This is a genomic window from Actinoplanes siamensis, assembly GCF_016862395.1.
Classification (GTDB): domain Bacteria; phylum Actinomycetota; class Actinomycetes; order Mycobacteriales; family Micromonosporaceae; genus Actinoplanes; species Actinoplanes siamensis.
The window spans coordinates 73,821-100,206 of the sequence record NZ_BOMW01000002.1; the positions used below are offsets into that span (position 1 = coordinate 73,821).

Genomic DNA, 26,386 nt, shown 5'->3' on the forward strand with positions numbered 1-26,386 from the left:
GGCCGCCCGGTTTGGCGGTAGTTTCGGAACTCGACCGGAAGATCGGCCGGCCCGCGGCGCGGGTGGCACGGTCTTGATCAGATGCCCGGCCCGCCCACGCGGCAGCCCGCTCGGACAGCCGGGAAAGACGGCGGCCGGCCTCCGAAAGGACGGCGGACCGCCGGGAATGGACGGCCGCCCGGAACACGGCGGACGGCCGGCGAAAAGACGGCGCAGGCCGCGATCCGAGGACCGCGACCTGCGCACCCCTGCTGAGGATCAGCTCTCGAACGCCTCCGGCGAGGGGCACGAGCAGACCAGGTTCCGATCGCCGTACGCCCCGTCGATGCGGCGCACCGGCGGCCAGTACTTCGCGGTCCGGTCGACACCGGCCGGGAAGCCGGCGACCGAGCGCGGGTACGGGTGCGGCCACTCGTCAGCGGTCACCGCCGACGCGGTGTGCGGCGCGTTCGCCAGCGGGTTGTCGTCCTTGGGCCAGACACCCGCCGCCACCTGGTCGATCTCCGCCTTGATCGAGATCATCGCGGCGCAGAACCGGTCCAGCTCGGCCAGGTCCTCGCTCTCGGTCGGCTCCACCATGAGCGTGCCGGCGACCGGGAACGACATGGTGGGGGCGTGGAAGCCGTAGTCGATGAGCCGCTTCGCGACGTCGTCGACGCTGACCCCGGTGGCCTTGGTGATCGGCCGCAGGTCCAGGATGCACTCGTGCGCGACCAGGCCGTTCTCGCCGGCGTAGAGCACCGGGTAGTGCTCGCGCAGCCGGGCCGCCACGTAGTTGGCCGCCAGCACCGCGGTGGCGGTGGCCTGGGCCAGGCCGTCCGGCCCCATCATCCGCACGTACGCCCAGGAGATCGGCAGGATGCCCGCCGAGCCGTGCGCGGCCGCCGAGACCGCGTGGTGGTCGCCCGGCTCCAGCGGGTTGCCGGGCAGGAACTCGGCGAGGTGGGCGCGGACCGCGACCGGGCCGACGCCGGGGCCGCCGCCGCCGTGCGGGATGCAGAACGTCTTGTGCAGGTTCAGGTGCGACACGTCGGCGCCGAACTTGCCCGGCTGGGCGTAGCCGACCAGCGCGTTCAGGTTCGCGCCGTCCACGTACACCTGGCCGCCGGCCTCGTGCACCCGCGCGCACAGCTCGGCGATGCCGGTCTCGTACACGCCGTGCGTCGACGGGTAGGTCACCATGATCGCGGCGAGCGAGGACGCGTGCTTCTCGATCTTGACGGCCAGGTCGGCGAGGTCGACGTTGCCGTTCTCGTCGCAGGCCACCACGACCACCCGCATGCCGGCCATCACCGCGCTGGCCGCGTTCGTGCCGTGCGCCGACGACGGGATCAGGCAGACGTCGCGGTGCGCCTCGCCGCGCGAGCGGTGGTAGCCGCGGATCGCCAGCAGCCCGGCCAGCTCGCCCTGGGAGCCGGCGTTCGGCTGGACGCTCACCGCGTCGTACCCGGTGATCTCGGCGAGCCAGCCCTCCAACTGCGCGACCAGCTCCTCGTACCCCCGGACCTGGTTCTGCGGGGCGAAGGGGTGGATGTTCGCGAACTCGGGCCAGGTGATCGCCTCCATCTCGGTGGTGGCGTTCAGCTTCATGGTGCACGAGCCCAGCGGGATCATGCCGCGGTCCAGCGCGTAGTCGCGGTCCGAGAGCCTGCGCAGATAGCGCAGCATGCTCGTCTCGGAGTGGTGCGTGTTGAACACCGGGTGATGCAGGTAGTCGCTGGTGCGGGCGAGTGGCCGGGCGCCGCAGGAGGCCGGCTCCGCGACCGTCGCGCCGAACGCGGCGAGCACCGTCTCGACGTGTGCCGCGGTGGTGGTCTCGTCGGTGGAGACGGAGAGCCGGTCCGCGTCGATCAGCCGCAGGTCGATGCCGGACTCGGCGGCGGACGACACGACGGCCTCGGCACGACCGGGGACGATCGCGGTGACCGTGTCGAAGAACGCGTCGTGGGCGACCTGGACGCCGGCCGCGGCTAGGCTGCCGGCCAGGGTCAGGGCGTGGTCGTGCGCCCGCTTGGCGATCTCGCGCAGACCGGCCGGGCCGTGGTACACGGCGTACATGCTGGCCATCACGGCCAGCAGGACCTGCGCCGTGCAGATGTTGCTGGTCGCCTTCTCCCGGCGGATGTGCTGCTCGCGGGTCTGCAGGGCGAGGCGGTAGGCGGGGGCGCCGTCGGCGTCCTTCGAGACGCCGACCAGGCGCCCGGGCAGGCTGCGCTCCAGGCCGCCGCGCACCGCCAGGTAGCCGGCGTGCGGGCCGCCGAAGCCCAGGGGTACGCCGAATCGCTGCGTGGTGCCCGCGGCGATGTCCGCGCCGATCTCGCCGGGCGCGCGCAGCAGCGTCAGCGCGAGCAGGTCGGCGGCGACCGTGACCAGGGCGCCCTTGGCGTGGGCGGCCTCGACCAGCGAGGCGTGGTCGCGGACCGCGCCGGACGCGCCCGGGTACTGCAGGTGCAGGCCGAAGAACTCCTCCGGCAGGTCGTCCCCGGCGTCCAGGTCGACGAGCCGGACGTCGATGCCGAGCGGTTCGGCGCGGGTCCGCAGCACGGCGAGCGTCTGCGGGAAGGTGTCGGCGTCCACCGCGTACACCGCGGATCCGCTCTTCGAGGCGCGCCGCGCGAGCGTCATGGCCTCGGCGACCGCGGTGGCCTCGTCCAGCATCGACGCGTTCGCCGTGGTGAGGCCGGTCAGGTCGGTGACCATGGTCTGGAAGTTGAGCAGCGCCTCGAGGCGGCCCTGGCTGATCTCCGGCTGGTACGGCGTGTACGCCGTGTACCAGGCCGGGTTCTCCAGCACGTTGCGCTTGATCACCGCGGGGGTGTGCGTGCCGTAGTAGCCCAGGCCGATCATCGGCGTGGTCAGCACGTTGCGCCCGGCGAGGGCGCGCAGCTCGGCGATGGTGGCCTCCTCGGAGGCGCCGGCCGGCAGGTCCAGCTCGCCGCGGAACCGGATCGACTCGGGGATCGCGGCGTCCATCAGCTCGCCGAGCGATTCGTACCCGATGGTCTTCAGCATCTCCGCCTGCTCGTCGGCCTGCGGGCCGACGTGGCGATGGGTGAATGACGACGTCATGGGCGACTCCCGGGCTTGAGAAGGCTGACTTGAGCCCTCCCCCTCTGTCGTACCCACCAGGGGCGCTTCAGAGTCGCCTGCCCGCGCGGTCCGTTTGCCTGTAGAGATTCCGGGGAGGATTTGCCCCTTCGGCGCCCGGCCACTCGACAACGAGAAGCCCTGGTCTCTCCCGCGCAGCTGGTCACCAACCTACCAGTGGACCGGCCCCCTACCGGAACTCCTAGGGTGGGGCTGTGACATACACCCCTGCAGTCGGTCGCTACGAGTCCATGACGTACCGCCGTGCGGGCCGCAGCGGCCTCCAGCTGCCCGCCATCTCCCTGGGCCTCTGGCACAACTTCGGCGACACCCGCCCGGCCGACCGGCAGCGGGACATCGTCCGCCGCGCCTTCGACCTCGGGGTCACCCACTTCGACCTGGCCAACAACTACGGCCCGCCGCCGGGCAGCGCGGAGGCCAACTTCGGGCGCATCCTGGCCGCCGACCTCAAGCACCACCGCGACGAGCTGATCATCTCCAGCAAGGCCGGCTACACCATGTGGGACGGCCCCTACGGTGACTTCGGCTCCCGCAAGTACCTGGTGAGCTCGCTGGACCAGTCGCTGCGGCGGCTCGGCGTCGACTACGTGGACATCTTCTACCACCACCGGCCCGACCCGGAGACGCCGCTCGAGGAGACGATGTCCGCGCTCGATCACCTCGTGCGGTCCGGCAAGGCCCTCTACGTCGGCCTGAGCAACTACAACTCCGAGCAGACCGCGAAGGCCGCCGCGATCCTGCGCGAGCTCGGCACCCCGCTGCTGATCCACCAGCCGTCGTATTCGATCCTGAACCGCTGGATCGAGCACGACGATCTGCTGGACACGCTGGAGGAGGTGGGCGCCGGCGCGATCGCGTTCAGCCCGCTGCAGCAGGGCCTGCTCACCGACCGCTACCTCGACGGCATCCCGGACGACTCGCGGATCCGCACCAGCGTGTTCCTCGACGAGAGCGCCCTGGACCCGAAGACCCTGGGGCGGTTGCACGCGCTCGACGACATCGCCAAGCGGCGTGGTCAGACGCTCGCCCAGCTGGCCCTCGCCTGGGCGCTGCGCGACCCGCGGATGACCAGCCTGATCATCGGCGCGTCCAGCGTCGGGCAGCTGGAGGACAACGTCGCCGCGCTGAACAACCTGGCCCTGAGCCAGCAGGAGCTGGACGCCATCGACGGCACCGTACTGAACCTCTAGGACCGAACCCTTCGAGGGGTACGGCCCCGGGCGCCCGGCCGCCCGTGAATTGCCGCGCGTGCCCGGGGGCGGTTCAGTACCGTTCCCGGGCATGGGACACCTGGTCGAGCAGCACACGATCCTGTCCGTCGTGGTCGGGTCCCGTGCCTACGGCCTCCACGGGCCCGGCAGCGACCACGACCGGCGCGGCGTCTACGCGGCGCCGACCCGGGACTTCTGGCGTCTCGACAAGCCGGCCACGCATCTGGACGGGCCGGCCGACGAGCAGTTCTCCTGGGAGGTCGAGCGGTTCTGCACACTGGCGCTGCAGGCCAACCCGACAGTCCTGGAGGTGCTCTGGTCCCCGCTGACCGAGCGGGTCACCGCCGAGGGCGAGGCGCTGCGGGCGGCCCGCCAGGCGTTCCTGTCCCGGCGGGTGGCCCAGACGTACGGCGGCTACGCCCGCGACCAGCTCGACCGGGTCGCCGCCCGGCGCGCCCGGACCGGCGAGACCAACCACAAACAGGCGATGCACATGATCCGCCTGCTGATCGCCGGCGCGCACGTGCTGCGCACCGGCGAGATCCTGGTCGACGTGGGCCACCTGCGCGACCGGCTGCTGGCGGTCCGGAACGGCGAAATGGCCTGGGACGCGGTCGCCGCGTGGGCCGCCACCCTGCTCGCCGGCCTGGCGGACGCCACCGCCGGGACCGTCCTGCCCGAGCGCCCGGACCGGGACCGGGTCGAACGGCTGCTGCTGGAGATCCGCGAACACGGCCTGCGGTGGTGACCGGTGGGTCAGGGGCGGCGGCCGATCCACACGTCGCGGGTGGCGCGGACGGTGAGGTCGGTGCGGTCCGGGAGGGTGCGGGCGTAGCCGGCCAGGGCCGCGGCGTCCGCCGGGGACAGCCGGTCCGCCAGCCGGTGGGCGGTGCGCTCCAGGGTGACCTGCGCGTACCGCAGCGCCTCCGGCGACGGGGGCCCCGGCAGACAGATCTCGAAGCGGCGCTCGCCCTCCACCGCGAAGCCGGCCGCCTTCAGGCCCGCGCCCCAGTCGTGGCCCATGTGCAGGCCGCTCTCCACCCGCAGCCGGGCCATCTCGGTCTGGCAGCGCTCCTCCAGAGCCGCCCCGTCCGGGTCGGTCAGGAAGCGCGGGAACCCGTCCAGCTCGGTGATCATGAAGATGCCGCCGGAGCGCAGCAGCGAGTGGACCTGGGCCAGGGCGCGCGCCGGGTCGGCCAGGTGGTGCATCGAGGCGGACGCCCAGACCAGGTCGGCCGGGCCGAGCGGGGGCCACTCGCCGTCCAGGTCGGCCCGCACGGTGCGGACCCGGTCGCCGAGACCGGCCTGCGTGACGCGGCGCCGCAGGCGGTCGAGCATCTCCTCGTCCACGTCGACGGCGGTCAGCGAGGCGGTCGGCAGGTGGCGGGCCAGGGCGACGGTCCCGGTCCCGGTGCCGGCCCCGAGGTCGATGATCTCCGGTTCCGTGGGTACGAGCGAGCCGGCCCAGCCGATCACCTCGCGGTAGTAGTCGCGCAGGACCTCGGCGTCGAGGTCGAGCATCTGGGCCAGCTCGTCGGCGTGACCGTGCTGACCGTGCTGGTGGGGACCGTGTTCGTGTGCCATGCGCCGACCGTACCGCGGCCTTGCGTCTGTGACATATAATCTTGCGTATGACGCAAGACGGCGAGTTGGACGCCCTCGTCCGGCAGCGGATCCGCGGGCTCCGGGTGGCCCGCGGCTGGACCCTGGACGAGCTGGCCGCCCGCGCCTACCTGACCCCGTCGACGCTGAGCCGCATCGAGACCGGGCACCGGCGGATCGCCCTCGACCAGCTCGCCCCGATCGCGCGGGCGCTCGGCACCAGCCTCGACCAGTTGGTCGAGTCCGGCCGCGACGAGGACGTGGTGATCCGGCCGCACCACGACGACGCGCGTGGCATGACCACCTGGCTGCTCAACCGGGAGGGCACGCCGGCCGGCATGACCGTGGCCAAGCTGCGGGTCGACCGCCCGGTCCCCGCCGACCTGCGGGTGCATCCCGGGCGGGACTGGTTCGTCGTGCTCTCCGGCACCGTGATCCTGCGGCTCGCCGAACGCACGGTGATCGTCAGGGCCGGCGAGGCCGCCGAGTTCTCCACGATGGTGCCGCACGCGTTCGGCTCGACCGGCGGCCCGGCCGAGGTGCTCTGCATCCTGGACCACGAGGGTGAGCGCTCGCATCTGCGGCCCGGGTAGAGTCGGCGCCTATGGGTCTCGACCATCTGGCGCTGCTGCGCGCCGAGCTGGCCGCCTTCCAGCGGTGCCTCGGCGGTGACCTGTCCGCGCCGGTCGAGCACTGCCCCGGCTGGACGCTGCGCGAGCTGGCCGCCCACCTCGGCGAGGGCAACCTGTGGGCGGCCGCGGCGGTCACCGAGCGGCACGGGCGACACCAGCCGCCGCCGGCTCCGGAGGACATCGTGCCGTGGGTGGCGGCCAGCGGCGACGTCCTCACCGGCGCGCTCGCGGTGGATCCGGGGACCGAGGCGTGGACGTTCTGGCCGCCGCGCACGGTCGGGTTCTGGCGCCGGCGCCGGTGGCTGGAGACGCTGGTGCACCGGTGGGACGCCGAGCACGCGCTGGGCGTCGCGAGCGTGCTCGACCCGGAACACTGCGCGGACGGGATCGCGGAGATCGGTGACACGTTCCTGCCCCGGCAGGTGGAGCGCGGGCGGATGGCCGTACCGTCGCGATCGGTCTGTTTCGTGGCATCGGACCTGGACCGGTCCTGGGTGCTCGGCCCCGGCGAGCCGGTGTCGACGCTGCGCGGGACCGCCGCGGAGATCCTGCTGGCGCTCTGGAACCGGCGACCCTGGGCGGAGCTGGCCGGGGATCACCGGGCGGCGCGGGCCGCGCTGCCCGGTCCACTGGTGCCCTGACCGATTCGGGTCAGTAACGTGACAGCGATTCGGGTCGCCGTGGCGCCGGTCGGCGGGTTCAATCGAACCCGATGGACTATTACCTGCTGTCCGGGGAAGCGATCCTCGTCGAAGAGTTCGCCTACGGCGTCGACCACGTCACCGTGGGGCTGGGCGGCGCGATGTGGGCGTCCGGAGACGAAGGCTGGCGCGGCGCCGGATCGTTCGGCCGCGTCCTGCGTACGAACGAGGAACTGCTCGCCACCGCCACCCCCGTGCGGCGCGAGCGGGCGGCGCGGATCTACCGGGAGTTCGGCGGCGGTCAGCTGCCGAGCGAGGAGGAACTGCGCATGCACTTCGGGGAATGGGCGCGGTTCGCCACGGCGGCGCCCCTGCGGCTCGGCGCCGGTGCGGCGCCGGACGGCTTCCTGGAGAAGCGCATCTACCGCGTGCTGTTCGCGAAGGAGCCGAAGGCCGCGCAACTGGCCGAGTTGAGCGTGGCCTGGCGCGGCACCGGCGAGGGCGGGATGCCGTCCGGGACGGGCCGCGCCGGCGACGACCTGTTCACCTGGAACCTGCGCCGGGTGGGGAGTGGCATCGCCTGGGGACTGGACGTGACGGTGCTGCTGCGCGGGGAGAGCAGCGACCTCGCCGGCGCGGTGCTCCGCAAGCTCACCGCCGACGTGCGGGAACGAGGGCTGATCCCGGTGACCACCGAGCGGTTCGCATGATGCCCGGGCGGATCCGGTCGCGGGCCGCTGCGACCGGGTGATCTCCAGCGCCGGGTTCACCGGGCGACGGCGGCGCGCAGTCCCAGCGGCGGGTGGGTGAGCAGGTGCCTGGCCCGCGCCGGGGCCCGGCCGGCCGCCCAGGCCCGCAACGCGTCCACGCCGGCGAACCGGACCGCCAGCCGGTCACAGGCCAGCTCCGCCCACCAGCGACGGCCGACACCCAGGAGCAGGCCGCCCACCACCAGGACCGCCAGCGCCCGCGGATCGAGACTGATCAGGGTCGCGGCGTACAGGCCCAGGTAGCCGGCCCGGCGCGGGCGGCTGCTCTCGACGTCCCGGCGGACCAGGTGCGCCACCTCGTGCCAGAGGACGAAGCCCGCCCGGTCCGGGTGCTCCTCGGTGTCGCTGGTGATCAGCAGCCAGGCCCGCCGGCCGCGCCGCAAGCAGCGGTCCGCGCCGGCCCCGGGCACCCGGCGCACCTCCAGGTCGCGCAGGCCCAGCCGGTCCAGCAGCGGGCGGATCCCGGTGGGCACGGCCACCGGGTCCGGCGCGGCCGCGAGCAGGGCGCGCAGCTGCCGGCGCTCGGCGAGCAGGATCAGCGGGAATCCTGCGGCCAGCACGGCCACGCCGACCGCCAGGATCGTCTCCGGACCCGCGGTGTCCCAGGTGACGGCGAGGACGAGGGCGTACAGCAGGAGCAGCGGGAGCAGTCCGGTGAGCAGGTGCAGGCGGGTGCGCGCGCGGCCGGGCAGGCCGCCGGCGCGGGCGCCCATGGCGGCCAGCAGTGGGCGCATCGGGCTGTACCCGTTCTCCGCGCAGCAGTCGGCGTGGTCCCGGCCGGCCGGGGCGGAGTCGAGGCCCGCGGCGTGCAGCATCGCGGCCAGGCGACCGTCGTCGGCGTCCAGGACGGTGACGAGGAAGTCGGTGGTGGTGGCGTAGTCGCGGCCGGCGGTGCGGGCGCGGGCGAGCGCACGGGCGGCGATCTCCGGGGCGGGCGGGAAGGGTCCGCCGCTCTCCGGCGGTGATGTCTTCGCGCCGGGTCCGGGCCGCCCCGTGTCCGGCGGCGACGCCTGGTTGCCGGGTTCGCGGCCGTCCGGGGCGCTGCGGGTGAGGGCGTGACGGGCGCCGCCGTCCGTCTCGGCGAGCGCGAGGAGCAGGTGACGGGCGTCGACCGGCCGTTCCCCCGACTCGTGGGCCTTCTCGGCCGCCAGCACCAGCGCATACCGCGCCTGATCGGTCACCTGCATGATCAACGCCACCTCGCCGCAGCATGATGCCACATGCGACAGTGCGCCGATCAATGGGGCGAATTCGCGGGTCCATCCGGCGCGCCGAGTTTCCGCACCGCGGCCGGTGGGCGGTGCGATGGTCGTACTCGAAAATCGTCGCGACGAACCACCGAACGGCAGGTGACTTCGGCGTCCTAGGACTCTAGGAGCTTGCTTTTCGGTAGCCCTGCCGGTTTAGGGTGATCGCATGTCCGCCAGCGCCGCCCCCGTTGCCCACCTGGCCCGGCCGCATCGTCCGGTGGTCGTGGCCGGCACTCTGGCCGAATTGCGCGGTCCCACCTGCGGCCTGGTGGAGTTGCCCTTGCGCTTGTGGTGGCATCCGCAGCGCGCGTTCGATCTCGCGGAGCGCACCATGCTCCTCTGGATGTATGAGAATGTGCTCCGGGAATCGATCCGGGTCGACGAGCTGCGCGCCTATCTCGACGGGGCGACGCTGCTCCGGGTGTGGTCCGATCTGAATCTGCCGCGCGGCGTCCGCGCCGCCTGGGAAGCCAGGCATCCGCGGCTGCGCGCCCGGCTCGCCGCCTGATCATCCGGGCCCAGTCCGCTGTGCCGCGACCGAATCTTCCGCACCGATGCGGAACCGCGAAATCGCGGCGCGGAAAACCGTAACCGCGGCGCTCGGCCCGCGCGGAACCGGAGCCCCGGCCCCCGGCCCGGGTGCCGGCGGAATGCGAGAATCCGGGCGATGAACGTCGACGATTTCTACCGCGACGTGGCCCGCGTCGCGCTGGCCGTCGCGGACAAACACGGCTTCGTCCTCGGCGGCGGCGTCGCCTGGCTGGTCAACGGCCTGGTCGCTCGCCCCACCGAGGACATCGACCTGTTCACCGACGCCCCCGACGGCGTGCTCGCGGCGGCCGGCGAGGTCACCGCGGCGCTGACCCGGGCCGGTTACCGGGTGGTCCGCGAGGAGGGCGACGAGCTGTTCGCCGGGATGGACGCGGACATCCAGGAGTTCCTGGTCGCCGGCGAGCACCGGGCGCTGCGCCTGACCCTGTGCCGCCTGGACCGCAGCCGCGCTCCGGTGGTGATGGACCTGGGCCCGGTCATGCACCTCGACGACCTGGTGGCGACCAAGGTGGCCGCTCTGGTCAACCGCCGCGAGGTGCGCGATTACATCGATGTGGCTGCCGCGCTGCAGCGCTATCCGCTGGATCGGATCCTGGAGCTGGCGTACGCCGCGGACCCCGCCCTGGAGCGGGAGGACATCGCGGATGCGGGCCGTTATCTGGACCGGCTGGACGACGTCCGGTTCACCCTCTACGGCCTGGACGCCGCGAAGATCGCCGAACTGCGCCGCCGGCTGGCGGACTGGCCGCGCGACTGAGGGGCGAACCACTGGCCGGCCGTCGGCCCGCGCGCCGGTGGCCGCCGGCCTGTCGTCGACCGGCAACGCCACCACGGGCGGACGGCTTCGGGGCGCACCGGAAATCGCCGGCGGTACGCGGAACGGGGTGGAACCGCGGGCCGCCCTGTACCGTCTCAGGGGTATGAACAAGTGGATGATCCCGCCGGCTCTCGCGTTGGCCGCCGGTCTCACCGGCTGCGGCGCGACGGCGGCCGGCAGCGCCCCCGCGGAGCAGCCCGGCGTGCACGACAGCTGGGTGTCCTGTGAGCAGGCCGAGCAGGATGCCCAGCCGGTGGGGCTGACCGGCGGCTTCCGGCCGGTGTCCGCCGTGATCTGCGCCGAACGTGACCTGCCGCGAGCGGTCGGCGCGCCCAGCCCGGCCCCGGCCGAGCGGCGGGTCACCGACGTCACCGCGCTGGTCAGCGCCCTGCAGCTGCCGGACGAGCAGCCGACCACCGGCGCCTGCACCCGGATCCTGATCACCCCGCCGTGGATCGCCCTGCTCGACGCGCAGGGCCGCTGGATCCACGTGCGGGTGCCGGTCGACCAGTGCCGCAAGCCGCGCGCGGAGGTCATGACCGCCGTGCGGAAGGCCGGACCGCGATAGCGATCGGTTCCGAGCACGCGCGGCGGGAAGGCGTGCGACGTCGGGCCGCCGGCGACGGGCGCGGCGGCCACGGGTCGATCAGGGTTCCGCTTGCTCCCACGCCGGGTCCCCGGCGAGCCGCTCGGTGATCCGGTCGCGGAAGCCGCGGCGCCGCAGGACCTCCTCGATGTCGCGGACCACCTTCGCCATCGGGTAGGGGATCTCCGCCTCGATCTCGGCCACCGCCGCCTCGGTGGCGCGCCACCCGGCGGCGAGCCGCCCGGCGATCCGGCGAGCCTTGGCGGTGAGCTCGACCTCCCTGGTACGGCCGTCCGCGCCGGTGACCGTCCGCACCCAGCCGGCGGCGCGCATCGCGGAGACCTTCTGGCTGAGCGCGGAGTGGGTCCGCCCCACCGCGCCGGCCAGGGCGGTGATCGTCATCGGGCCGTGCACGTGCAGCTTGATCAGCTCTTGCACCCAGGTGGTCTTGAGCCCCTCGATGTTCGCGTCGGCGTACACCCGGGCGACCTCGGCGTCCAGCGCCGCCTGCAGATCCCGGAGCGGGCGCCAGACGGCGTGCTCGGTGGGATCGATGAAGTCGCTCATTCCGCCAATGTAACAGCGCTTATATAAAAGTCGATGATTTGACATCTACAAGCCGGTAGAAGAATGATGCGGAGACAAAGTTAGGGTTGGCTAACCTTTGGAGATCCATGACCGCCATCTACCTCATCGGCCTGCGCGAGGGCCTGGAGATCACCCTCGTGGTCTCGATCCTCGTGGCGTTCCTGGTCAAGAGCGACCGCCGGCCGCTACTGCGCCTGGTCTGGGCCGGCGTCGCGGTGGCCGCGGCGATCTCCATCGGTTTCGCCGTGCTGCTGCAGGTGGGCATCGCCCGGCTCAGCTCGACGCACCAGGAGCTGTTCGAGGCCGTCGCGTCGTTCGTGGCGGTCGCGTTCGTCACCTGGATGATCTTCTGGATGCGCCGGATGGCCCGCCACATCGGCCGGGAGCTGCGCGGCCGGATGGAGGACGCGATAGCGGTCGGCCCGGTCGCTGTCGCCGGCGTGGCGTTCCTCGCGGTGATCCGGGAGGGCCTGGAGACCTCGATCCTGTTCTACGCCGCAGCCCAGGGCGCCACCGACGCCACACCGCTGGCCGGCATCAGCCTGGGCCTGCTCACCGCGGTCATGCTGGGCTGGCTGCTCTACATCAGCGCGGTCCGGATCAACCTGTCCACCTTCTTCACCTGGACCGGCGCCCTGCTGGTGCTGGTCGCCGCCGGGATCTTCAAGTACGGCTTCCACGACCTGCAGGAGTCCAACGTCCTGGGCGGCCTCGACCGGACCGCGTTCGACGTGACGGCCGGCTTCCCGCCCACCACCTGGTACGCCGAGTTGCTCCGCGGCATGGTCAACTTCACCCCCGCGCCGACAGTGGTGGAGACGATCGCCTGGCTCGCCTACGGGATCCCGGTCCTCGTTCTCTTCCTCTGGCCGGCCCGCCCGGCCGCCGCTCCCGCCACGACCGTTTCCTAGGAGACCGATGCACACCGCACGTCTGCTCACGCTCGGCGCCGCAGCCGCGCTGTTCCTCACCGCCTGCGGCGACCAGGCCTCCGACGACCAGGCCGGTGACGCCGCCAGCGGCAAGATCGCCGTCGCCGCCTCCGACACCGAGTGCAAGGTGGAGCGCAACGCCTCGCCCGCGGGCACGGTCACGTTCAGCATCGCCAACAAGGGCTCCAAGATCAACGAGTTCTACGTCTACGCGGCCGGCGACCGGATCATGGGCGAGGTGGAGAACATCGCGCCCGGACTGTCCCGCGAGCTGATCGTCGAGCTGCCGGCCGGCGCCTACGAGACCGCCTGCAAGCCCGGCATGATCGGCAAGGGCATCCGTAACGCGTTCCAGGTCTCCGGCTCGGCCACGCCACTGACCGAGGACGCGAAGCTGGCCCGGGCCGCCACCGACTACCAGCGCTACGTCAAGTCGCAGACGTCCGCGCTGATCGAGCAGACCACCGCGTTCGTCACCGCGGTCAAGGGCGGCGACGCGGAGAAGGCCAAGTCGCTGTACCCGGTCGCCCGCACCTACTGGGAGCGGATCGAGCCGGTCGCGGAGAGCTTCGGCGACCTCGACCCGGCCATCGACGCCCGCGACGGCGACCTGGAGCCCGGCCAGGAGTGGACCGGCTTCCACAAGATCGAGAAGGACCTCTGGGAGACCAAGGACATCAGCAAGTCCGGCCCCATCGCGGACAAGCTGCTCAAGGACGTCCAGACCATCGTCGACAAGGCCAACACCGTCACGTTCTCCCCGGTGGAGCTGGCCAACGGCGCCAAGGGCCTGCTCGACGAGGTCGCCGCCGTCAAGATCACCGGCGAGGAGGACCGCTACTCGCACACCGACCTGTGGGACTTCGCCGCCAACATCGAAGGCTCGCGGGGCGCCATCCAGGCGCTCCGGCCGGCCCTGGAGGACCGCGACCCGGCGCTGGTCAAGACCCTGGACGAGAACTTCGCCAAGGTCCAGGCCGCCCTGGAGAAGCACCGCGCCGGCGACGGCTGGAAGCTGCACGACCAGCTCTCCCAGGCCGACCTCAAGGAGCTGTCCGACGACATCAACGCCCTGGCCGAGCCGATCAGCAAGGTGGCGGCGATCGTCACCCAGAAGTAGGCCCGCCGCGGTCGCGGTCGCCGCGCCCGTCCCACCGGGACCGGCCGCGGCGATCCGGCCGCCGGCGCCGTCGCCGCACCCCGCACCGGTTGCGGTACGAACCGGAGATCACCACCACGGCGTACGAGAGAGGTTTCTCCAAGATGCATCGGCGCAAGGTCCTCGGACTGGCCGGCGCGGGCGCGGCCGGTGTGGCGGCCGCCGGCGCGGGCGCGCTGGCCCTGACCGGCCGCGACACGTCCCCCACCCCGGCGTCGTCCGCGGACGCCGGCGGGGCGATCGCGTTCTACGGCGCCAGGCAGGCCGGCATCGTCACGCCCGCCCAGGACCGCCTGCACTTCTGCGCCTTCGACGTGATCACCGACGACAAGGCCGCCCTGCTGGACATGCTCCAGGACTGGACGGCTGCCGCCGCCCGGATGACCCAGGGCCGGGACGCCGGCACGTTCGGCGCGGTCGGCGGCTCGATGGAGGCGCCACCGGACGACACCGGCGAGGCGCTCGGCCTGCCCGCCTCCGGGCTGACCCTGACCATCGGCTTCGGTCCCACGCTGTTCCGCAACGCCCAGGGCAGGGACCGCTTCGGCATCGCCGCCAAGCGTCCCGCGGCCCTGGCCGACCTGCCGAACTTCCCCCGCGACACGCTGGACCCGGCCATCTCCGGCGGCGACATCGGCGTCCAGGCCTGCGCCCACGACCCGCAGGTCGCCGTGCACGCCATCCGCAACCTGGCCCGGATCGGCATGGGCAAGGTCAGCGTCCGCTGGTCCCAGCTCGGGTTCGGCCGCACCTCCTCCACGTCCCGCTCGCAGGCCACCCCGCGGAACCTGTTCGGTTTCAAGGACGGCACCCGCAACCTCAAGGCCGAGGACACCGCGCTGCTCGACGACCATCTGTGGGTCCAGCCCGGCGACGGCCCGGACTGGATGACCGGCGGCTCCTACCTGGTCACCCGTAAGATCCGGATGCTGATCGAGACCTGGGACCGCTCGTCCCTGGCCGAGCAGCAGACGATCATCGGCCGCGACAAGGGCGAGGGCGCCCCGCTCACCGGCGGCCTCGAACACGACGAGCCGGACTTCGCCGCGCGGGACGGCGAGGGCACCCCGGTGATCGCGATGGACTCGCACCTGCGTCTGGCCCACCCCGACCAGAACGGCGGCGGCCGCCTGCTGCGCCGCGGCTACAACTTCGTCGACGGGTCGGACGGCCTGGGGAGGCTGGACGCCGGGCTGTTCTTCATGGCCTACCAGCGCGACCCGCGCAAGCAGTTCGTCCCGGTCCAGAACCGGCTGGCCAAGCAGGACGCCCTGAACGAGTACATCCGCCACGTCTCCAGCGGCCTGTTCGCCTGCCCACCCGGCCTGCAGGCCGCCGACGACCACTGGGGCCGGTCCCTGTTCGCCTGATCCCGCTCCCCGCCGTCGCACCCACCGGTCCCCGGCCGGAACCGCCGCGGTCGCCCGTCCGGCGGGTTCCGCGCGGGACGGCTCGGCGAACCGCGTCGCATCCGGGTCACTTCCGGACGGCGCGGGTGCAGCGGGTGACGTACGGCAGGTTGATCTCGTCGTGGCCGGCCAGGTCCGGGTGCGAGTCCAGCAGCTCCGCGACGTTGCCGAGCAGTTCGGCCCGCTCCGGCCCGGAGAGGACGATCACGTAGCTGCGTGAGGCGACCATGTCCAGCAGCGCGGCCCTGGTCAGCGTGTGCACCCACCGGAACTCGGCGCGCTCGGCCTCGCTGAACGGGGCGCCCAGCGCCGGCGCCGTGTCGACGTCCTGGCGGCTGTGGTGCTGCAGCAGCTCGTCCAGCTCGGCGACCCACGGCTCGGCGCTGTCCCGGATGTTCCACACCAGGCCCAGCGTGCCGCCGGGCCGCAGCACCCGGGCCACCTCGGGGACGGCCGTCTCCGGGTTCACCCAGTGCCAGGCCTGCGCCATCACGACCGCGTCCACCGACGCGTCCGGCAGCGGGATCGCCTCGGCCGTGCCGTCGTGCACCGCCGCCGCCGGCACCGCGTCGGACAGCTGCTCGCGCATTCCCGCGGACGGCTCCACCGCTACCACCTCGAGGCCCGCGCCCACCAGCAGCTCGGTGAATTTCCCGGTGCCGGCGCCGAGGTCCAGAACGGTCCGGGCGCTCGCCGGGACCACCCACTGCACGGCGGTGCGCGGATACGTCGGGCGCCCGCGCCGGTAGGCCTGAGCCGCCGCCCCGAACGAGGCGGCGTGCTCGCGCCGCTGGGGGTCACTGATCGAAGAGTTCACGGGGGCAACCTATGTCGCCCCCGTGAACGTGATCAAGGTCGGCCGTCGGTCCCGCACTTGACGATGATCCGGATGCAGTTGTTCACCCGGCGCGCCATCTCGTCGGCCGGCCACGCGTTGAAGAAGTCGCCGTGCATCGTGTAACCCGGGCCGGACGCGAGGCGCAGGCGGCTCGGGTCGCCGGTGACCGGGTACCGCATCACCTGGCGCAGCTTCGGCACCACCACGGGGTGGGTGGCCGGGCAGGCGTTGTTCACCGGGTACGCCATGTGGCTCTTGTGGTCGGTGGAGTCCAGGTTCCGTCCGTCCCAGCAGTGCGGGAAGTCCAGGTACGACTCCAGCATCGAGCCGGCCGGGCAGTTGACGAAGTCGTGCGACGGGTTCACCTCGCCGGCGTGCAGGCACGACCAGCGCGAGATGGTGTTGTCGTTGGGCCCGGCGGCCTTGGCGTTGCCGGCCACGATCCGCAGGCCGACCGGGAACGGCTGGGTCTGCGCGATCAGCGCGTCCGACACGCCCTCACCGAGGTAGTAGAAGATCCCGGTGACCGGCTCGACCGGCACGTCGTCCCGGTACAGCGTCGGAATCCAGTAGGACGACTTGTCGATCGACGGATTGCAGTTGCTGTTCGCGTTGATCAGGTCGTTGACGGTCGTCGACGCGTTGGTCACCTCGCTGCCGAAGAAGCTGTGCATGTGCGAGGCGCCGGGCAGGTTCGGGAAGATGATCGGGTCGTCGGGCAACCGGTGGGTGAACGGGCAGTCGGCGAGGAACTCGGCGACCCGCACCGCGCCCGGCGGGATGGTCGGCGTGGTGCTGCCGCCGCCGGTGCCGTACACCTGGAACTCGGTCAGCGACACCCCCCACTGGGTGGCCCGGGCCGTGGTGTTCAGCCGCACGTACCGCCCGGTGCCGTTGAACGTCACCGTCTGCCGCCCGCCGGTCCCGGCCGTGGTGCTGTAGCGGGTGGTCCAGGAACTGCCGTCGGCCGAGGTCGCGATCGAGAAGGACGTGGCGTACGCCGCCTCCCAGTTCAGCGTGACCGAGGAGATGGCGGCGCCGGCGCCGAGGTCGACCTGCAGCCACTGTGGGTCGCTGAACGAGCTGGACCACCGGGTGCCGGCGTTGCCGTCGACGGCGTTGGACGCGGGGAAGGCGGCCGCCTCGACGGAGGAGGCGGTGGCCGGCCTGCCCTGCGAGATCAGGGGGTCCGCCGCGCTGGCCGCGGTGGCGGCGACAAGCGTGTACGCGGCCAGTGCGGCGGCGACGGCCGCGGCGATGAGGGGACGTTTTCGCATGGGCGACGAGCCTTTCCAACCACAGAGGACGGGGGGTGTGCGAAGAAAGCGCTCTCTTGCCGCCACTGTGAACGGCGTGTTAATCCGTGTCAATGCGCCGAAACCGCTTCCGGCGACATTTATGCACGTCAAAGGTTCGCCCTGGGCGAAGTTCCGGTAAGTGGGGACTCGTGTCCGGTTGCTGTCGCGACGGTGCCGGCGAAACCCGCGCCCGCCGACCCGGCACCGGATGCGGCCCAATCGATCCGGCATCCTCTACCGTGCCGGTGTGACAAGAACCGGTCGATGGACGACGCAGCGCCACTTCGCCGCGATCCTGGTCGCCATGGTGGTGCTCATCCTCGCCGCCTCGCTGGTCGGCGCGGCGGCGCTGAGCAGGACGAGCTCGGTCGCGAACCAGCTCAACGACCGCATCTCGCCGGCCCGCACGGCAGTGGTGCAGCTCGACGACGCACTGCGCAACCAGGACACCGCGCTGCGCGGCTACCTGCTCAGCGGCGCCCCGCAGTTCGTCGACCTCTACCACGAGAGCGTATCCGCGGAGCAGGTCGCCGCCGCCACGTTGCGGAGGCTGCTGGCGGGCGAGGACGGGCCGTCGGCCGACCTCGCCGCGGTCGAGGACGAGGCCGCGCGATGGCGCCGCACGGTGGCCGAGCCGGCCATCACCACCCGGCAGGGGGACGTGGCGGCGGCGTTCGCGCCGGTGCGGGCCCGCCTCACCACGCTCGACGACCGCCTGATCGCGGCCCGGCAGGACGGCCGGCAGGCTCTCGCCGACGCCCGCGAGCTGCGTGACGTCGTCTTTCTCGGCCTGGTCGCCGTACTGCTGCTGCTGATCGCCGCGATCGCGGTCCTGCTGCGGGTCACCGTCGTGCAGCCGCTCGCCCGGCTGGGCGCCGCGGTGCGCCAGGTGGCCGGCGGGGACTTCGCCCACGCGGTGACGCCGGAGGGCCCCTCCGACGTGGCGGAGGTGGGGCGCGACGTCGAGGAGATGCGCAACCGGCTGGTCGAGGCGCTGACCGTGACCGAGCAGCGGGAGGCGGAACTGCGCCGGTCCAACGCCGACCTTGAGCAGTTCGCCTACGTCGCCTCGCACGACCTGCAGGAGCCGCTGCGCAAGGTGGCGTCGTTCTGCCAGATGCTGCAGCGGCGCTACGGGGACGCGCTCGACGAGCGGGCGCAGCAGTACATCGCGTTCGCCGTGGACGGCGCGACCCGGATGCAGCGCCTGATCAACGACCTGCTCACGTTCTCCCGGATCGGCCGGGTCTACGACGGCACCGCGGCGGTGGATCTCAACGAGGTGCTGGCCCGCGCCGAGGACTCGCTGGCGGTCAGCATCGCGGAGACCAGGGCCGAGATCATACGGCCGCAGCTGCCGGTGGTGCACGGTGACGTCACCCTGCTGACCATGCTGTGGCAGAACCTGCTGGGCAACGCGATCAAATTCCGCCGCCCGGGCGAGGCGCCGCGCATCGAGATCACCGCCACCGCGACCGACACCACCTGGACGTTCGCGGTCAGCGACAACGGCATCGGGATCGACCCGGAGTTCGCCGACAAGATCTTCGTGATCTTCCAGCGCCTGCACGCCCGGGAGAAGTACGAGGGCACCGGGATCGGCCTGGCGGTGTGCAAGAAGGTGGTCGAGCACCACGGCGGCGTGATCGGGCTCGACCCGTCGTACGACAAGGGCGCCCGCCTCGTCTTCACGATTCCATTGAGAAGAATCGATGACAATGCGAGGTCCGGCACCCATAATCAGTGACCAGGCAGCCCGCCCTGATCAAGGAGACCTGGATGACCGTGCCCATCGCCGTCCGAGCCCTGTCCGCCGCCGCGATCGCCACCGCGGCCGTCGCGATAGGCACGGCCACCCCGGCCACCGCCGCCGCTCCCGCCGACAAGCCCGCAGTCCTGTCCGGCTTCACCCAGACCAGTGCGGCCAGCTACAACTCGTGGAACGCCGCCCGGCAGAACCAGGGCGCCTGGTCGGCGTACGCGTTCGACTGGAGCACCGACTACTGCTCCTCCAGCCCGGACAACCCGCTCGGCTTCGACTTCACGCTGTCCTGCTACCGGCACGACTTCGGCTACCGCAACTACAAGGCGATCGGCGCGTTCGACGCCAACAAGAGCCGGCTGGACTCGGCGCTCTACGAGGACCTCAAGCGCAAGTGCGCCACCTACAACACGACCGTGCGCCCCTCCTGCACCGCCCTGGCCTGGACGTACTACCAGGCCGTCGCGACCTTCGGCTCGTTCGCGGCGGTCTCCGACGCGGACATCCAGAAGGCCGCGAAGATCAAGAACGACGCCCTGCGGGACGCCGCCTGATCGTTGCGCCTACGCCGGAAGGTGGCCCGCGACAGGATGTCGCCGGCCACCTTCCGTGCCGTGGCCGGCGATCACTCCGGTCCTGGAGGTCCAGATCGCCCGCCGGAGTCGCGGAACTCCCGCGCCGCGAGCCGGCCGGGCCGAACGCCCTCGCCGACGGTCAGCGGCGTCGCCCGCAGCGCCTCCCGGCTACGCTGCACATCCGCCGCCCCGCCGTCTCCGTGTCGCCACTCCCCCACCCCACCCCTTCCGGAACACCGGTTCCGATGTTGTCTCCCGCGCGGGCGGCCCCCGGCCCAGGAGCACGGTCGTCGATCATCGGGCGTTCAGGCGGGCCGCCTGCCGGGTGAGGTGATCGCGTTCGGCCCGGCTGGACGCCTGCCGGGCGGCCTCGGCGTAGAGCCGCGCCGCGACCGGCCGGTTCCCGTCACGCTCGTGCAGGTACGCCGCCACGGCCGGGTAGCGGGGCAGCGTTTCGTCCAGTTCGGCCAGGGCCGCGAGACCCGCTCGCGGGCCGTCGGCCTCACCGACGGCGACCGCCCGGTTCAGGCGGACGACCGGGCTGCCGGTGAGCTTCGCCAGCTCGTCGTACCACTCGACGATCTGCACCCAGTCGGTCTCCGCCGCGGTCGGCGCGTCGGCGTGCAGCGCCGCGATCGCCGCCTGCGCCTGGAACTCGCCGAGCCGGTCCCGGGCCAGCGCCGCCTGCAGGATCTCGACGCCTTCCGCGATCAGGCCGGTGTCCCAGCGGCCGCGGTCCTGCTCGGCGAGCGGCACCAGGCTGCCGTCCGGCCCGGACCGGGACGCCCGGCGGGCGTGGTGCAGCAGCATCAGGGCGAGCAGGCCGGCCACCTCCGGGTGATCGATCGCGGACGCGAGCTGCCGGGTGAGCCGGATCGCCTCGGCCGCCAGGTCGACGTCGCCGGAATAGCCCTCGTTGAACACCAGGTACAGCACCCGCAGCACGGTGGCGACGTCGCCGGGCCGGTCCAGGCGCACCCCCGAGACGGTCCGCTTGGCACGGCTGATCCGCTGCGCCATGGTCGCCTCGGGCACCAGGTACGCCTCGGCGATCTGCCGCGTGGTCAGCCCGCCGACGGCCCGCAGCGTGAGCGCCACCGCGGAGGACGGGCTCAGCGACGGGTGCGCGCACAGGAAGTACAGGCGCAGCGTGTCGTCGGCCTCCGCAGCCGGCCCGGGCGGCGGCTCCTGGTCGGCCAGGTTCTCACGCCGGCGGCGCGCCGCGTCCGACCGGGCCACGTCCAGGAACTTGCGCCAGGCCGCGGTGATCAGCCAGCCCTTCGGATCACGCGGCGGGTCCTCCGGCCAGGCGCGGACCGCCTCCACCAGGGCGTCCTGCACGGCGTCCTCGGCCGCCGCGAAGCCGGCTCCGCGGCGGACGAGGACACCGATCACGCTGGGCGTGAGTTCGCGGAAGTTCATTCGGTGACGGTCGGCGCTTCGGTCAGGAACGGGCGGACCTCGAGCCACTCGTGGATCGGCCGGCCACCCGCCCCGGGGGCCGCGGACAGCTCGCCGGCCAGCTCGATCGCCCGCTGGTAGCTGTCCACGTCGATCACCATCCAGCCGGCGATCAGATCCTTGGTCTCGGCGAACGGGCCGTCGGTGACCGGCGGGCGGCCCGGCCCGCCGTAGGCGACCCAGGTGCCCTGCGGGGCGAGCGCCTGCCCGTCGACGTACTCCCCGGTCTTCTCCAGCCGCGCCGCGAAGTCGTTCATGTACTGGACGTGCGCCGTGACCTCCTCCGGCTTCCAGTGCTCCATCGGCACGTCGTTGACCGGGGCCGGCGCGCCACGGTAGTGCTTGAGCAGCAGGTACTTCGCCATGATGGACTCCGTTCTCGGTTGGTGTACGACCCGGGGACGGAGCCGCCCGCGGGGTCTCGACATTCCCGCCGAACTTTTTTCCGGCTTGACTCCTACCCCAAGGTACGGGTTCAGCGTCACCGGCATGACCACAAGCACCCGGGACCGTCTGCGCGCCCTCCCGGTCTTCGCCGGCGAACTGCCCACCTTCGACCCGTCCACCGCCCCGCCGCGCCCGGACCAGCTCTTCCTCCGCTGGCTCACCGAGGCCGTCGACGCCGGAGTGCGCGAACCGCACGCGATGACCCTGTCCACCCTCGGGCCGGACGGCATCCCGTCCGCACGGGTGCTGATCCTCAAGAATGTGGACGAGCACGGCTGGCAGTTCGCCGTGCACGCGGCGAGCCCGAAGGGCCGGGACCTGAGCCGCCACCCGGTCGCGGCGCTGACCTTCTACTGGCCGCTGCGGGGCCGCCAGGTCCGGGTCCGTGGCCACGTCCACCCGGCACCGCCCGAACTCAGCGCCGCCGACTTCCTCGCCCGGCCACCGGCCTCCCGCGCCGAGGCGTCGCTCGGTCGGCAGAGTCAGCCCCTGCTCGACCCGGCACACCTGGACGAGGAGATCCACCACGATCCGCACCACGTGGTGCGGCACCGGCGCAGACAGCGGCCAGCTCATCCCATTGACCAGCAACGAAATCCGTCGCCCGGTCGCCGGACTCGTGCTGGCCGCCGCCCACACCACCGCACACGTCTGGCACTGGTCCCGCCACCGACGCCAGCAACAAGCCCGAGCCTGTCACTACCGCAAACGATCCGAACCGCCGTGAGCAACGGCATCGGGTTGCGGTACCAGCGTCGTCGGTCACGTCGTGAATCGTGACGCTGCACGGCGGCGCCGGTCGACTTCCACAGTGAAGACGTCAGGTCTGCTGTAGTGGCCGGTCGGGTCCATGGTGAGGCGCTCGGCACGTACCTCCGCGAGGTCGATGTCGGCGACGATCAATGTCTCTTCGCCTGCCAGTGGTTCCACCAGCCACCTGCCGTCCGGTGCGGCCAGCGCGGAGCCGCCGCGGCAGTATTCCGTGACCCCGGCCTCCTCCAGCGCGGACCGCAACGGGAAGTCGGCGGGGATGTCGTCCAGCCCGAGCAGGCCGTTGGCAGCGAGGGAGAACACCCGCCCCTCCCGCGCCACGAAGCGGGTGATGTCGGCGGTGTTGCGCGGGTTCCCGGGCCACACGCTCACGTGCAGTTCCTCGCCCTGGGAGTAGAGCGCATGACGGGCCTGCGGCATCCAGTTCTCCCAGCAGTTGAGGCCGCCCACCCGGGCGCCGCCCGTCTGGTGGACCCGGAGCCCGTTGCCGTCGCCGATCCCCCACACCAGCCGCTCCTCGTGGGTCGGCATGAGCTTACGGTGAGCGGTGACAATGCCGGCGTGCGGATCGATCGCGACCAGGGTGCAGAACACCGTGCCACGGCCGACCGCGACGTCACGCTCGATGGTGCCCAGGTAGACGAAGACGCCGAGGTCACGTGCGGCTTCGGTGACCAGCGTGAGTTCGGGGCCGGTGAGCTCAACCGCTGCTTCGAGGTAAGCCGCGTAGGCGCGTTTCTGCGTCGCGTCATCGAATCGCGCACCGCCGGTGTGCTCCAGCCAGGCCGGGTAACCCGACAGAAATGCCTCCGGGAACGCCACCAACTCCACCTGCCGGGCAGCCGCCTGCTCGAGCAAGGCGACGACCTTCTTCGTCGTGGCCGCCGGATCCAGCCAGCACGGCCGGGCCTGTGCCGCAGCGATGCGCATCTGTTCGCCTCCCCGAAATCGCCTGTGCACAGACTCGGCGCTGACAAACCAAGGCGCCAGCGGCATCCGGGCCGTTGAGCGCAAGGAACCGGCCATCCCCGGGGCCTGGCGCCCACCGTCCCTAGGATGCGGCGGTGACGTTGATGCTCAAGTTGCTGTTGGCTCCGGCATTGGTGGTGGCGGCCTCCCTGACCGGTCGGCGGTGGGGCCAGCGCGTCTCGGGCATGCTCGTGGCCCTGCCGATCGTGGCCGGGCCGATCCTGCTGATCACCTGCCTGGAGCAGGGAGCCGCATTCGGGGCCCGCGCGGCCGGTGCGGCGCTGTTGGGCCTGGTGACGCTGGCCTGGTTCGCGCTGGTGTTCGCGTGGTTGTCGCGGTGGTTCGGCTGGATGCCGACCTTGCTGATCTCCTGGGTGTCCTGCCTGCTGCTGGATCTCGTGCTCGCCCGGATTTCGCTTCCGCCGGGGTGGGGTCTTCTCCTGGTGATCGCCGTGGCGGGGGTCGCGACCAGGCTGCTGCCGGCCGGCATGCCCGCTGACGCGGTCCGGCCCGCCTGGCCGTGGTGGGACCTGCCCGCCCGGGCTGCGGCGACTGCCGTGCTGGTGTGGGCCGTCACCACCGCGGCCGCCGCTGCCGGACCTGGCCTGACCGGCGTGCTGGCGCCGTTCCCCATCGCGACCAGTGTCGTCGTCGCGTTCGCGCTGGCCCAACTCGGTCATCCGGGCGCGGTCCAGGTGGCGAACGGTATCCCCGGCGGTCTGCTCGGCTTCTCGGTCTTCTGTTTCCTGGTGGCCACGCTGGTCGTGCCACTCGGCATCGGCGCCGCGTTCGGCATCGCCCTGACCATCACACTGATCGTTCAGCTGGCGTGGCGGGCGATCACCACACGCCGTCCGCGATCCGAGTACGCCACCGGCACCCGCTGAAGGAGATCATCAACGGCGACCTCATACCGGCGGTCACCATCGTGGACGAGCGGTTCCTGCTGCCGCTGACAGGTGCCAACTAGTGTCCTGAGTCGTTAATTCGCCTGCAGTCGGATGCCCTTCTCCGGTGCGGTGCCCGAGCGGTGTACGCCACGGCGGATGAGTTTGATCATGATCTCGGCGAAGAAGCGTTCGACCAGATTGAGCCAGCTTGCCCCGGTCAGGGGGAAATGCAGGTGGGGGATGCGCGGCCATCTTCACGAAAAGTGCTGTCAATGCCAACTCGCTCGAAGGCCTTCAGCCGAAGCAGGCGCCCACTCCTCTGCGGTCCTGGCCGATCTTGCACTCGCTATCGAGGGTTTCGAGGCGCCGCCGGAGCGACTGCCCGGCAAGGCGTGGTCGGTCAGGCGGCCGGCAGACGGACCTCGAAGCGGCAGCCCCCGGCGATGTTCCCGGCCTGGACCCGGCCACCGTGCGCCTCGACCAGCCCGCGCACGATGGCCAGGCCCAGGCCGCCACCGCCGCTGCCGGAGCCGTCGGCGCCGGCCGGGGTACGGGCCCGGGTGCCGCGGAAGGCCACGTCGAAGACGCGGGGCAGGTCCTCCTCCGGGATGCCGCCGCAGCTGTCGGACACCGTGAGCCACACCTCCCGGGTGTCCCGGCCGGCCTCGACGTGCACCGTGCCGTTCGGCGGCGTGTAGCGCACCGAGTTGGTCAGCAGGTTGCTGACGATGCGGTTCAGCTCGGCGGCTCCTCCGGAGACGGCAGGCCAGCTCTCGCCGGTGGCCACCACCCGGATGCCCCGGCCGGCGGCGAGCGGGGTGACCGCCGCCACCGCGTCGGAGACCACGTCGGCCAGCGGCAGGACCGTCGGGGTCAGGCGCAGCGCGCCGGCGTGGATGCGGGACAGCTCGAACAGGTCGTCGACCAGGCCGCTCATCCGGTCGGTCTCGGCGGCGATGCGGCTGTGGTACTCCGCGACGGTGGCCGGATCGGCGACCACGCCGTCCTGCAGCGCCTCGGTCATCGCGCGCAGGCCGGCGAGCGGGGTGCGCAGGTCGTGCGACACCCAGGCGACCAGGTCCCGGCGGCCGGCCTCCATCCGGCGCTCCTGGTCGCGGGCCTCGGCGGCCCACATCGCGGCGGCGGCCAGCCGCCGCCCGAACACCGTGCCCAGGATCAGGCTGACCAGGGCCGACGCGGCGATGGTGACCATCACGACCTGCAGGTCGTGCGGGGACAGGAACATCGCCTGGGCGACCGTGGTGACACCGGCCACCACGGCGGTCACGGTCATCGCCAGCAGCACGCAGACGTGCACGGTGATCGACCGGCCGCGCAGCAGCCGCAGCAGGCCCGCCCCGCACAGGCCGACGACGGTGCCGGCGGCCAGCGAGCAGAGCCCGATCAGCAGGATGTCACGCATCGGCGGCCGGCTCGTAGCGGTATCCGACGCCCCAGACCGTGACCAGCCGGGTCGGCGCCGCCGGGTCGGCCTCGATCTTCTCGCGCAGGCGGCGCACGTGCACGGTGACGGTGGACTGGTCGCCGAACCGCCAGCCCCAGACCTTCTCCAGCAGCTCGGCCCGGGAGAACGCGCGGGCCGGGTGCCGCAGCAGGAACTCCAGCAGGTCGAATTCGCGCACGGTGAGCGGCAGCGGACGGCCAGCCAGCTCCGCGGTGCGCCGGCCGGTGTCGGCGACCAGATCGCCGTCGCGCAGCAGCGCCGGCCGGGGCCGGGCGGCCGGCGCGGTGCGGCGCAGCACGGAGCGCACCCGCAGGGTGAGTTCGCGCGGGCTGAAGGGCTTGGTCACGTAGTCGTCGGCGCCGACCTCGAGGCCGAGCACCCGGTCGCTCTCCTCGCCGAGCGCGGTCAGCATCACCACCGGTAGTCCGGGCTGGTCGCGCTGCAGGCGGCGGCACACCTCGATGCCGGTGAGGCCGCCCAGCATCAGGTCCAGGACGACCAGGTCGGGGCGTTCGGCGGCGACGGCGGCCAGCGCGGTGAGGCCGTCGGCGGCCAGCCGCACCCGGCAGCCGTCCTGCTCCAGGTAGCGGCGTACCACGTCGCTGACCGTCGGGTCGTCGTCGACGACAAGCACCTGATGGGTCACCCGCGCA

26 protein-coding genes, 1 pseudogene and 1 riboswitch are annotated in these 26,386 nt (G+C 72.3%); of the genes and pseudogenes, 15 read left to right on the top strand and 12 right to left on the bottom strand.

Translation table 11 applies throughout. The annotated features are described in order from the left end of the window. Nucleotides 1-258: 258 nt before the first annotated feature. Entirely contained in the window at nt 259-3,069 is a 2,811-nt protein-coding gene (gene gcvP, locus Asi03nite_RS00585; RefSeq protein WP_203676136.1) for an aminomethyl-transferring glycine dehydrogenase, read from the bottom strand. 76 nt (nt 3,070-3,145) lie between these two features. Further along, nucleotides 3,146-3,251, bottom strand: a riboswitch (glycine riboswitch). Nucleotides 3,252-3,302: 51 nt separating this feature from the next. On the opposite strand from gcvP, the gene mgrA reads away from it, so the two are divergent. Continuing rightward, complete coding sequence (gene mgrA / locus Asi03nite_RS00590) at nt 3,303-4,298, top strand: L-glyceraldehyde 3-phosphate reductase (RefSeq protein WP_203676137.1); 996 nt, start codon at nt 3,303-3,305, stop codon at nt 4,296-4,298. 91 nt (nt 4,299-4,389) lie between these two features. Next, nucleotides 4,390-5,067, top strand: a complete 678-nt coding sequence (locus Asi03nite_RS00595) for a nucleotidyltransferase domain-containing protein (RefSeq protein WP_203676139.1) — start codon at nt 4,390-4,392, stop codon at nt 5,065-5,067. An 8-nt stretch (nt 5,068-5,075) separates the two neighbouring features. On the opposite strand, the gene Asi03nite_RS00600 is transcribed toward Asi03nite_RS00595, so the two are convergent. After that, on the bottom strand, nt 5,076-5,903 hold the full coding sequence (locus Asi03nite_RS00600; RefSeq protein ID WP_203676141.1) for a class I SAM-dependent methyltransferase: 828 nt from the start codon (nt 5,901-5,903) through the stop codon (nt 5,076-5,078). 47 nt (nt 5,904-5,950) lie between these two features. On the opposite strand from Asi03nite_RS00600, the gene Asi03nite_RS00605 reads away from it, so the two are divergent. The 3 genes from Asi03nite_RS00605 (at nt 5,951) to Asi03nite_RS00615 (ending at nt 7,904) form a co-directional block, all read left to right on the top strand. Further along, complete coding sequence (locus Asi03nite_RS00605; protein ID WP_203676143.1) at nt 5,951-6,514, top strand: helix-turn-helix domain-containing protein; 564 nt, start codon at nt 5,951-5,953, stop codon at nt 6,512-6,514. 11 nt (nt 6,515-6,525) lie between these two features. Beyond that, nucleotides 6,526-7,194 (top strand): maleylpyruvate isomerase family mycothiol-dependent enzyme, encoded by a 669-nt coding sequence (locus tag Asi03nite_RS00610; RefSeq protein ID WP_203676144.1) that lies wholly within the window; start codon nt 6,526-6,528, stop codon nt 7,192-7,194. A 71-nt stretch (nt 7,195-7,265) separates the two neighbouring features. Then, nucleotides 7,266-7,904 (top strand): hypothetical protein, encoded by a 639-nt coding sequence (locus Asi03nite_RS00615; RefSeq protein WP_203676145.1) that lies wholly within the window; start codon nt 7,266-7,268, stop codon nt 7,902-7,904. A gap of 56 nt (nt 7,905-7,960) precedes the next feature. Here Asi03nite_RS00615 and Asi03nite_RS00620 read toward each other — a convergent pair whose 3' ends face one another. Further along, a complete protein-coding gene (locus Asi03nite_RS00620; protein ID WP_203676146.1) occupies nt 7,961-9,151 on the bottom strand; it encodes a Clp protease N-terminal domain-containing protein in 1,191 nt (396 codons plus the stop codon). A 229-nt stretch (nt 9,152-9,380) separates the two neighbouring features. On the opposite strand from Asi03nite_RS00620, the gene Asi03nite_RS00625 reads away from it, so the two are divergent. From Asi03nite_RS00625 to Asi03nite_RS00635, 3 genes are all read left to right on the top strand, one after another. Further along, a complete protein-coding gene (locus Asi03nite_RS00625) occupies nt 9,381-9,722 on the top strand; it encodes a hypothetical protein (RefSeq protein ID WP_203676147.1) in 342 nt (113 codons plus the stop codon). Between the two features lie 159 nt (nt 9,723-9,881). Continuing rightward, nucleotides 9,882-10,523, top strand: coding sequence for a nucleotidyl transferase AbiEii/AbiGii toxin family protein (locus Asi03nite_RS00630; protein ID WP_203676148.1), 642 nt, complete (start codon nt 9,882-9,884; stop codon nt 10,521-10,523). 163 nt (nt 10,524-10,686) lie between these two features. Further along, nucleotides 10,687-11,151, top strand: a complete 465-nt coding sequence (locus Asi03nite_RS00635; protein WP_203676149.1) for a hypothetical protein — start codon at nt 10,687-10,689, stop codon at nt 11,149-11,151. Nucleotides 11,152-11,229: 78 nt separating this feature from the next. On the opposite strand, the gene Asi03nite_RS00640 is transcribed toward Asi03nite_RS00635, so the two are convergent. After that, nucleotides 11,230-11,736: a MarR family winged helix-turn-helix transcriptional regulator gene (locus Asi03nite_RS00640; RefSeq protein WP_203676151.1), complete on the bottom strand. Its 507-nt coding sequence runs from the start codon at nt 11,734-11,736 to the stop codon at nt 11,230-11,232. Between the two features lie 107 nt (nt 11,737-11,843). Between Asi03nite_RS00640 and efeU the strand changes: the two genes are divergently transcribed. The 3 genes from efeU (at nt 11,844) to efeB (ending at nt 15,218) form a co-directional block, all read left to right on the top strand. Continuing rightward, complete coding sequence (efeU, locus tag Asi03nite_RS00645; RefSeq protein ID WP_203676153.1) at nt 11,844-12,668, top strand: iron uptake transporter permease EfeU; 825 nt, start codon at nt 11,844-11,846, stop codon at nt 12,666-12,668. Between the two features lie 7 nt (nt 12,669-12,675). Then, nucleotides 12,676-13,809, top strand: a complete 1,134-nt coding sequence (gene efeO / locus Asi03nite_RS00650; protein WP_203676155.1) for an iron uptake system protein EfeO — start codon at nt 12,676-12,678, stop codon at nt 13,807-13,809. 143 nt (nt 13,810-13,952) lie between these two features. Then, complete coding sequence (efeB, locus tag Asi03nite_RS00655; RefSeq protein ID WP_203676226.1) at nt 13,953-15,218, top strand: iron uptake transporter deferrochelatase/peroxidase subunit; 1,266 nt, start codon at nt 13,953-13,955, stop codon at nt 15,216-15,218. Nucleotides 15,219-15,324: 106 nt separating this feature from the next. Here efeB and Asi03nite_RS00660 read toward each other — a convergent pair whose 3' ends face one another. Both Asi03nite_RS00660 and Asi03nite_RS00665 read right to left on the bottom strand, forming a co-directional pair. Next, complete coding sequence (locus tag Asi03nite_RS00660) at nt 15,325-16,074, bottom strand: class I SAM-dependent methyltransferase (protein ID WP_239102227.1); 750 nt, start codon at nt 16,072-16,074, stop codon at nt 15,325-15,327. A 32-nt stretch (nt 16,075-16,106) separates the two neighbouring features. Beyond that, nucleotides 16,107-17,372: a DUF1996 domain-containing protein gene (locus Asi03nite_RS00665; protein ID WP_239102228.1), complete on the bottom strand. Its 1,266-nt coding sequence runs from the start codon at nt 17,370-17,372 to the stop codon at nt 16,107-16,109. A 268-nt stretch (nt 17,373-17,640) separates the two neighbouring features. Here Asi03nite_RS00665 and Asi03nite_RS00670 point away from each other — a divergent pair, with 268 nt between their 5' ends. Beyond that, nucleotides 17,641-19,140: a sensor histidine kinase gene (locus Asi03nite_RS00670; RefSeq protein ID WP_203676156.1), complete on the top strand. Its 1,500-nt coding sequence runs from the start codon at nt 17,641-17,643 to the stop codon at nt 19,138-19,140. Nucleotides 19,141-19,172: 32 nt separating this feature from the next. After that, nucleotides 19,173-19,709 (top strand): phospholipase, encoded by a 537-nt coding sequence (locus tag Asi03nite_RS00675; protein WP_203676157.1) that lies wholly within the window; start codon nt 19,173-19,175, stop codon nt 19,707-19,709. A 315-nt stretch (nt 19,710-20,024) separates the two neighbouring features. On the opposite strand, the gene Asi03nite_RS00680 is transcribed toward Asi03nite_RS00675, so the two are convergent. Together Asi03nite_RS00680 and Asi03nite_RS00685 are read right to left on the bottom strand one after the other, a co-directional pair. After that, nucleotides 20,025-21,152 carry an RNA polymerase sigma factor gene (locus Asi03nite_RS00680; protein WP_203676158.1) on the bottom strand — a complete coding sequence of 376 codons (1,128 nt, stop codon included), beginning with the start codon at nt 21,150-21,152 and terminating at the stop codon, nt 20,025-20,027. Continuing rightward, nucleotides 21,149-21,556: a YciI family protein gene (locus Asi03nite_RS00685; protein ID WP_203676159.1), complete on the bottom strand. Its 408-nt coding sequence runs from the start codon at nt 21,554-21,556 to the stop codon at nt 21,149-21,151. Before Asi03nite_RS00685 ends, Asi03nite_RS00680 begins: the two co-directional genes overlap by 4 nt. A 124-nt stretch (nt 21,557-21,680) precedes the next feature. Between Asi03nite_RS00685 and Asi03nite_RS37580 the strand changes: the two genes are divergently transcribed. Beyond that, nucleotides 21,681-22,418 (top strand): pyridoxine/pyridoxamine 5'-phosphate oxidase, encoded by a 738-nt coding sequence (locus Asi03nite_RS37580; protein WP_239102230.1) that lies wholly within the window; start codon nt 21,681-21,683, stop codon nt 22,416-22,418. Here the strand turns inward: Asi03nite_RS37580 and Asi03nite_RS00695 are convergent. After that, nucleotides 22,401-23,435 (bottom strand): carbon-nitrogen hydrolase family protein, encoded by a 1,035-nt coding sequence (locus tag Asi03nite_RS00695; protein WP_239102231.1) that lies wholly within the window; start codon nt 23,433-23,435, stop codon nt 22,401-22,403. The genes Asi03nite_RS37580 and Asi03nite_RS00695 overlap by 18 nt on opposite strands. Nucleotides 23,436-23,473: 38 nt before the next feature. Between Asi03nite_RS00695 and Asi03nite_RS00700 the strand changes: the two genes are divergently transcribed. After that, nucleotides 23,474-24,265: a hypothetical protein gene (locus Asi03nite_RS00700; protein ID WP_203676160.1), complete on the top strand. Its 792-nt coding sequence runs from the start codon at nt 23,474-23,476 to the stop codon at nt 24,263-24,265. A 113-nt stretch (nt 24,266-24,378) separates the two neighbouring features. Here the strand turns inward: Asi03nite_RS00700 and Asi03nite_RS39075 are convergent. From Asi03nite_RS39075 to Asi03nite_RS00710, 3 genes and pseudogenes are all read right to left on the bottom strand, one after another. Beyond that, a pseudogene (locus Asi03nite_RS39075) lies at nt 24,379-24,522 on the bottom strand (IS630 family transposase); the annotation flags it as partial. 146 nt (nt 24,523-24,668) lie between these two features. Then, nucleotides 24,669-25,691 (bottom strand): sensor histidine kinase, encoded by a 1,023-nt coding sequence (locus Asi03nite_RS00705; protein WP_203676161.1) that lies wholly within the window; start codon nt 25,689-25,691, stop codon nt 24,669-24,671. Beyond that, nucleotides 25,684-26,379, bottom strand: coding sequence for a response regulator transcription factor (locus tag Asi03nite_RS00710; protein ID WP_203676162.1), 696 nt, complete (start codon nt 26,377-26,379; stop codon nt 25,684-25,686). The genes Asi03nite_RS00705 and Asi03nite_RS00710 overlap by 8 nt, the downstream gene beginning before the upstream one ends. Nucleotides 26,380-26,386 lie beyond the last annotated feature (7 nt).